This window comes from Cyanobacteriota bacterium (genome assembly GCA_025054735.1).
In the GTDB taxonomy this organism is placed as follows: Bacteria; Cyanobacteriota; Cyanobacteriia; order SKYG9; family SKYG9; genus SKYG9.
Map to the genome: position 1 here is coordinate 1 of JANWZG010000157.1, position 8,174 is coordinate 8,174.

6 protein-coding genes are annotated in these 8,174 nt (G+C 49.2%); 4 read left to right on the forward strand and 2 right to left on the reverse strand.

Going from position 1 to position 8,174, the window contains the following annotated elements; translation table 11 throughout:
• On the reverse strand, window positions 1-373 hold a 373-nt coding region (locus NZ772_09230), incomplete at its 3' end, for a hypothetical protein (protein ID MCS6813734.1).
• A gap of 454 nt (window positions 374-827) precedes the next feature.
• On the opposite strand from NZ772_09230, the gene NZ772_09235 reads away from it, so the two are divergent.
• The gene (locus tag NZ772_09235) at window positions 828-3,083 is read left to right on the forward strand and encodes a glycosyltransferase (protein MCS6813735.1); all 2,256 of its coding nucleotides are present in this window, start codon (window positions 828-830) and stop codon (window positions 3,081-3,083) included.
• A 27-nt stretch (window positions 3,084-3,110) separates the two neighbouring features.
• Here the strand turns inward: NZ772_09235 and NZ772_09240 are convergent, their stop codons facing one another.
• Window positions 3,111-3,746 carry a 1-acyl-sn-glycerol-3-phosphate acyltransferase gene (locus NZ772_09240; protein ID MCS6813736.1) on the reverse strand — a complete coding sequence of 212 codons (636 nt, stop codon included), beginning with the start codon at window positions 3,744-3,746 and terminating at the stop codon, window positions 3,111-3,113.
• Window positions 3,747-4,096: 350 nt separating this feature from the next.
• Between NZ772_09240 and NZ772_09245 the strand changes: the two genes are divergently transcribed.
• The 3 genes from NZ772_09245 to NZ772_09255 all read left to right on the forward strand — a co-directional run.
• On the forward strand, window positions 4,097-7,171 hold the full coding sequence (locus tag NZ772_09245) for an MFS transporter (GenBank protein ID MCS6813737.1): 3,075 nt from the start codon (window positions 4,097-4,099) through the stop codon (window positions 7,169-7,171).
• 8 nt (window positions 7,172-7,179) lie between these two features.
• Complete coding sequence (locus NZ772_09250; protein ID MCS6813738.1) at window positions 7,180-7,662, forward strand: Crp/Fnr family transcriptional regulator; 483 nt, start codon at window positions 7,180-7,182, stop codon at window positions 7,660-7,662.
• A 59-nt stretch (window positions 7,663-7,721) separates the two neighbouring features.
• Window positions 7,722-8,174: spermidine/putrescine ABC transporter permease PotC (locus NZ772_09255; protein ID MCS6813739.1), on the forward strand; the 453-nt coding region annotated here is incomplete at its 3' end.

Genomic DNA, 8,174 nt, shown 5'->3' on the forward strand with positions numbered 1-8,174 from the left:
TCACAGGAATTGGGTCTTGAGAGAATCGCAGAGGTTGGGCATCCGATGAGGAAGCACTAGAGCCAGTTAGCCCCGTTTGGGCAAGTTGAAGGTGTCTCCACCTATGATTTGGCGAAACTGTGTCTACTGATGTACTCATGGCTGGTTGCATGACGGTGATTGTCACGGGGGCTAATTGAGGTTGTTGCTGATCCACCGCAGGCTCCAATGGATTCACCGCCTCAAGGGAAGCAGCATCCAATTGAGAGAGCAACTGGGAATCTGGTTTCGCGATCGGCTCAGCCCCAGCTACCGGTACCACTGAACCCGTTGCACCGCCCAAGGCTAGTGCCATACTCACACCACAGACAATCCAATAACGAGACGTTCCCATAGGTTCTAACCTAGATAGCACTCAAAAAACTCACACCAGCGTTGGGCATATTGCCATACATAGAATACCTGCTTACTCTACCAACCTGTAAGTAATCTGTGTCTATCCCCCAATAGAAGGAATTCATTTGCAACCCAACACCTGAGGAAACTTTTCTAGGGAAACCTTCGTATCTCATCAAGAATTCATCTCAACTTTCGAGCCTAGGTACATGCCTCTGACTCCGTTGGCGGTATCAAGCTTGGCAAGATACCTAATCTCATAAACGCTGCCACCCGATTTAACAACTATTCCTAATGGATCAATGACCAGAGCTATGGTCACTCGCAAAAATTTACGCCATGCTAAAGACGATTGTCGTGCACTCACACTTATGACTGTTTCAGAAATTACTCATCAGTCGTCTAGAACGGCCTCTGTGCCCTCAGTCCGCCCCCATGTTGCCACGCTGGTAATGCTGGGTGTGATTGTTGTGTCAGCCGCGATCGTCGCTGCTTGGTTTGCAGGTGAGGGAACCATTCGCATGATTTTCCAGCAATTGTCGATATGGCAACAAAATCCCCCTAGCTGGTTAGTAGTGCCTATGGCTACCACATGGCAACTCCTAGCTCCAACTATTGGGTTGTGGGTAGTTGCCATCATCGTTATGAAACTATCGCCTCAGCCTCAAGACTGGTCGCGGACTCTCATTGTGAGTATTATCCTAATCCTAGCTGTGCGCTATGTCATCTGGCGTTCGCTGGCTACCCTCAACACTACAACCCCCCTCGACGGCACCTTTAGTTTGCTGCTGTTTGCATTAGAGATGCTGGTACTCTCAACCAGCATTTTGCAACTGGTTCTAATGTTGCGAGTACAGCATCGCCGTCACGCCGCAGATGTCCTCTCTCAGGTGATTGTGTCTGAAACCTTCACACCGTCAGTCGATGTCTTGATTCCATCCTATGACGAGCCAGCGTTTATTCTCCGGCGCACCATTATTGGCTGTCAGGCTATGGATTACGCCTACAAAACGATTTATCTGCTCGATGACACGCGCCGCCCTGAAATTGAACGCCTAGCTAGGGAACTAGGATGTGAGTATATAACTCGTCCTGATAACCGCCATGCCAAGGCTGGCAACCTTAACCATGCGCTGCCCCATATCACTGGTGATCTAGTTGTAGTATTTGATGCTGACTTTGTCCCTACTCGTAATTTCCTAACTCGAACTGTGGGCTTTTTTCAGGATCCAGAAGTGGGGTTGGTGCAAACCCCTCAGAGTTTTTACAATGCGGATCCGATCGCCCGCAACTTGGGGCTAGAAAATATTCTTACCCCAGAAGAGGAAGTATTCTATCGCCAAATCCAGCCGATCCGAGACGCAGCAGGTAGCGTCATCTGTGCTGGCACGTCATTTGTTGTTCGTCGTCAAGCTCTAGATGCAGTGGGTGGTTTTGTTACCGACTCGTTGAGTGAAGATTATTTTACTGGCATCCGCATCTCTGCCCTGGGTTATCGCTTAGTTTACCTAGACGAAAAGCTTAGTGCTGGTCTTGCAGCAGAAAACATCGCTGCCCATGCTACTCAACGCCTGCGATGGGCACGGGGTACCCTACAAGCCTTTTTCATTGACTCCAATCCCCTCACTATTCGAGGACTGACCTTGCGCCAGCGCCTAGCTCACCTAGAAGGGCTGTTGCACTGGTTCACAAGTATTTCACGGGTAGGGTTCTTGCTGTTTCCCCTAGCCTATTCGTTTTTAGGTGTGGTTCCCGTTCAGGCTACCCTCTCGGAGTTAATTTACTATTTCCTGCCATACTATGTGATGCAGCTTACAGTGTTTGCTTGGCTGAACTATGGCAGTCGATCGGCACTGTTATCTGATATCTATGCATTGGTGCTGTGTTTTCCCTTAGCACTAACTGTCTTTCAGGTGATGCTCCGTCCCTTTTCTAAGGGATTCAAAGTCACCCCCAAGGGCACCTCTAGCGATCGGTTCACCTTTAATTGGGACTTGGCAATGCCCTTAATTATCATGTTTATCCTGTCAGCAGTCAGTCTCTGGCGCAATTTGGGAATTTGCATTGTGGACTGGCAGATGGGAGATTATACGGGTCATATTAAAGGTCTAGGTCTAGGGTGGCTGTGGAGTGCCTATAACGTAATGTTATTGGGGATTTCATTATTAATCTTGCTAGATTCCCCCAAACCCAGCGTCAATGAGTGGTTTGGCCTGCAACGGGTTGTTAGATGCGACATATTGAATGTTAATCCCCAGAGTAAGGGCTTGGCTGGCCAATCATCGGCCACTGATTGTCATCAACCCGGATCTTGGTCAACCATATCTACCGTTTGGGGAATGACCACCATGCTCTCGGAAGCCGGAGCAGAAATCATGGTGACCCAGCGCTTGCCCAAATTAGAAGAGCATCAAACAGTTGCGGTGGCCTTGACTATCCTGGAAGAAAATTTGACCCTGCCGGGATTGATTACCTGCACGAGTTGGCAAAATGGTTTTCCAGTGGCTCGCATCTGGTTTGAGCCACTTACCCTAGCACAACAACGTCAACTTATTACGTTGCTGTTTTGCCGTCCAGGGCAATGGCTGAGCAACAAGACACCAGGAGAGTTTCAGTCGCTGCTGTTGCTGTTTCGGATGTTGTTCAAACCTAAGGTTGTGTTTGAGCGTCGTCCTAGTATCCGAGCGATCGCTATTGCCAACGTATAGAAATTGCACGTTTTCACATATTCAGGTTTACAGACCCAGGGCGGCTAGCCCAGTCAGCAGCGATCGTTCTAAGGCCGTAGTCATGGCGATCGCAGTTTGCTTATCCGTTGCCTGCCGATAATGACAGCTAACAATGGGCGGACACAGATTGAGATCCACGCGGGCACGAACGCGATCAACGGGTCGATACCGAAGGGCCACTGGCACGATTGGGATTGATTGACCGTCTTTTTCGGCCTGCAACACAAGTCGTGCTAGCCCTGGTTTTAGCGATCGCAGCGGCTGATTGGTGACAATTCCACCTTCTGGAAAAATGACTAGTTTTTTGCCCTGTTGCAACAAGGTCACCACTGTCCGCAAACTTGATGGCTTAGGTTGATCAACATCCACAGGAAACGCTCCTAGGCGGCTAATAAACCATCCCTGTACCCCTTCAAACTGGTTAGCATTCGTCAAAAAATAGTAGGGTGTTGTGCTTAGCAGCGGAACAATCACAGGATCCCAACGGCTATAGTGCTTTACAGCTAGAATCAGTGGCCCCTGAGTCGGTAGGTGGTGGTAGTTGTGAATTACAATTTGGCTGAAGTAAAGACTGAGAAACAGTCGGTGCACAGGCAACAGGAAGCAGTATAGCCAGGGGTTAATCTGTACGTCGATAGTCATAATTCTGCTGCTCTATCACTGTAATACCACTTCTCCATGCCACGGCTACAGATAGCTTGTAGTAAGGACTTAAGTCCTGACCTGCTGCTCTATCACTGTAATACCACTTCTCCATGCCACGGCCACGGATAGCTTGTAGTAAGGACTTAAGTCCTTACTACGAACTTATGGGTTATGTTGCCCGCTTTTGGAGAATTGGGATGACTCACTGTCGTCAGCATCATGATTGTCATGATTTTGCTGCCTGATCACCATAATTCACTATCGCCATAATATAGTGTGTATACTGGGTGAGCTAGGAAACAGGTAACGGCAGGCAGCACAACCCACAGGCGACACCATAACACCAAATGAGAATTGATTATCAACAGCCCGCTTGGGGTGGATGGGTAGATAACGTTCTAAAACTTGTGAACTTGCGAGCAGAGGAAAGTGAGCGTACTGTCCTCATGTTTGCGTTCTACACAGCAACATCCGTTGGCTTGTCTTGGCTAGAGGCCAGTACTGTTGCCTTGTTCTTGGGCGAGTATGGGGCAAAAAGTTTGCCTATTATCTACATTGCTAGCGCAGCGATCGGCATTGTCTTGAGCTTTCTGTACTCATGGATGCAGCAGGTATTGCCTCTGCGGCGCGTAATTGTGCTGGTTGTGTTGCTGTTGGCTGTGCCTTTGCTGATTTTTCGGCTAGGTCTGACGGCCACCACTGCCACAGTTGCGGGGTTGTCAGTTCTGAGTGTTACAGTTCTAGCCATGCGTTTGTGGCTAGAGGCAATCTACGTGCTTAATGACCTCAACACCACTATTACAGCCAACCAACTGTTCAATATTCGTGAAATCAAGCGTACCTTTCCGTTGATCAATAGCGGCATCCTTGTAGCTGATGTTATAGGGGGCTTCTCTCTGCCATTGTTGGTGCGGTTGTTCAGGTTACCTAACGTCATTCTGGTGTCTGCTCTGATGGTCGCGATCGGCGCAGGGATTCTCTACTACCTGACGGAAGCTTACCGACAATTCTTTCCTGACTCACGCATACGCCGTACCACCGAAGAGCAGATGGAATTCGCCACATCTCGCTTACAGCAACCTCTTCAGCGCTACATAGCCCTGTTATTTGCTTTCTTCGTGCTAGCGCAAATTCTGTATCTGTTGGTGGATTTTCAGTTTCTAACCCAGTTAGAGCTACGGAATGCCCAAAGCCAAAGTCCAGTCGAGCAAATTGCGATTGGTGTAACTCTAGGATTCCTAGGTGCTGGTGATCCTAAGTCTGCATCAGATGAAATTGCCAGTTTCTTGGGGCTGTTTCAAGGGTTCTTAGGCATTGTGGAAATTTCAACACAGTGGTTTGCATCCAGTCGCTTAATTGAGCGCCTCGGGGTGTTTTTTGTCACCTTGTGTTTGCCCGTAATTGCGATCGTTCTGGGTCTGCCTCTGAGTATTGGTCTATTGCCCATGTTTGGTGGCTTTGTCGTCTTAAAGTTCTTAGACGAGTGGATTCGCTACACGCTGCTCAACAGCAGTAGTCCTGTGTTATTCCAACCACTGCCTGACCATATTCGTAGCGATGTGCAGTCGGTGGTTCGGGGTAATGCTGAGCCTATTTCCACAGGCATAGCTGGGCTGGTCTTCTTAGCCATACTCTGGTTTGCCCAAGATACTATGTGGCAAAGCAAGATTTTCATCGGCCTGATTTTGCTAGTGGCTGCCGTGTGGATTGCTGTTATCTGGGTGCTGCGATCGCGCTACGTCAGCTTGCTGGTAATTGGGGCAGAGCGAGGAGAGCTGAGTTTGTCTGCGGTGGATCTACCTGAACTCAAGCGGCGAGCTATGGAAACTTTGAATCGCCCTGACGCAGAAGAAGACAAGCGATCGTGTATCGAGCTGCTAAGTCATATTGACCCCAAAAATGCTGGCGACGTTCTAGCGCCGGTATTGCCTCTATTACCAGCCGATCTTCAATGTCAAAGCCTAGAGGTGATGATGCAGCACCCTAATGTGGCCTATCTCAACCAAGTGAGGGAACTCATCAAACAGCCCCTAGCACCAGAGGTACTGGCGATGGCGCTGCGATACATCTGGCTAACGGAAGCAGAACCTAATATTCAACAACTCCGACCCTACTTGCGCCCAGAAGTGGATCCAGTTGTGCGCGGAACAGCTGCTTCCCTCATGCTGCGCCTAGGAGATCCACAAAATCGTGCCCAAGCCACGAACACTCTGCGCCAGATGCTAACCCATCGCCGCGAACGAGAGCGAGTTATGGGCTGCCGTGCTCTAGGGGAAGCTGAGTACATGCAGGCCCTACGCCTGTACATTCCTAGCCTTTTGCAAGATGAATCATTGCGGGTGCGGTGTGCATTACTGGAGGCAATCGCTGCTACTCGCTTAGAGGAATACTATCCCTCTCTCTTAAAGGGGTTAACCTATAAATCTACGCGAGAGGCGGCAATGCGCTCCCTGGTTCGACTAGAGAATGAGGCACTGACCCACGCCCGGCTAGTAGACTGGGCAGAAGACATTAACAAGCCTGAATCCGTCCGGCTCCATGCCTGGAGTGTAATTGGCCAAATTGGCACGATCGAAGCTCGAAATATTCTGGTTTCCCATCTCATGACAACTTGGGGCAAAACCCGCCGCAACATCGCTGACATTCTGCTCAAAATCCCCCATGAAATGGGCATTAATGCTGTGCTTGATCGCATGGGACGCAGCGGTGTAGAGCTACTGATCGAGCAAGAGTTATTGTTTGTAGCTCAATTGCAAGCTGCCTTGGTAGACTTAGGTTCAGAGCAGGTTTGGGGACGAGAAGCCGACTTGTTGCGACGGGCACTCCAAGACGCGATGTCTGACGCTATTGAGCGCATCTTTCCATTGCTTAAATTCCTCTACCGAGCTGACACCATCCAAGCCGCAGCCTATAACCTGCAATCTGAGTCTCGAACCAACGTTGCACTGGGACTAGAAATTTTGGACAATACGATCGATATTTCTCGCAAGTGGGTATTGCTGAGCATTCTGGATCGCCATTCAGATCAAGAAAAGCTGCAAATTCTAGAGCAAATGGTTCCCTACCAACAGATGGCTCCTAGCGATCGCCTACGGTACCTGTTAGATTTGCGTCACTTTTTACCCGATTGGCCCCTGGCCTGTTGCTATCATTTGGCTCGCTATGCCCGCTGGAGTGTAACACCAGAGCAGGTTATTGCTTGTATTCGCCATCCCACTGGTTTTGTGCGAGAAGCGGTGTTGTTTTATCTCATGGTGGCATCACCACGCGCTCTGCGAGAATTATTGCCAAAGCTTAAAGATGACCCAGATCGGCTAGTGGCTAATCAGGCGCAATGTATGATGAAGGAGATTGGCAGGGCGAATGGAGTCGCTACGCCAACTATCGATAGCACGTGGCACGTAGCAATGGAGAATAGTTAGGGGCACGTATGCTAAGCAGCTTCGATCGCCTGTTATTCGTGCGAGGGGTTCCTATCTTTAAGGAGTTGCGAGATGACTTCTTGGTCAGGCTTGCCTCCGTTATGGAAGAATTGTCCTTTCCAACTCGTCACACCATCTTTACTGAGGGTCAAGAGGGACGATCGCTCTACATTATTGTCTCTGGCAAAGTTAGGGTGCACCTTGCTAACCGTGACATTACTCAACTGGAAAAAGGAGCCTGCTTTGGTGAAATGTCACTGTTTGACTCAGAACCACGGTCTGCCTCAATCACCACAATCACCAACTGCGAATGCCTTGTCCTGACTCAAAAACAGCTCTACGAGGCGATCGATGAGACCCCTGGTATTGCTGTCAACATCATTAAATTGCTCTCACGTCGAATTCGTGAACTTAACCAAAAACTCAACGCCCAGCGCCAAGATACAACCCCGATTGCGCCAGTCTATAGCCAACTCATAGACGATCGCTAGACCTAGCCTATCCCTAGGTAGCCCGATAAACTTGTTACAGTTCACCTAGAATGTCATCCATGTCTCAAGCCGTCAGTGATAAACGATCGTTAGATATGCTGATCCCCCAGGAAAAGCCAAAGCGCAGCATCTCTTGGCAGGCTATCTTTACAATTCTGATGTTTGGATACATGTATTTGCCCATTGCTGTATTAACCATATACAGCTTTAACGAGTCTCCCTACAGTGCTCGGTGGCAAGGTTTCACCCTGAAATGGTATGTCAAGTTTTTCAACGATGGCCGCATTCTCTCAGCCCTGAAAACTAGCTTGATTGTGGCCCTAGGGGCTGTGGTGATTTCCGCTGTCATCGGCACCATGATGGCTGTTGGTCTATCACGCTATCAATTTCCTGGTAAGACTTTATACAAAGGTGTTGCCTACTTGCCCGTGATTATTCCTGATATTGCGCTGGCAGTCTCAACCCTGGTCTTTCTGGCAGCATTGGCAATTCCCCTCAGCTTGTGGACAATT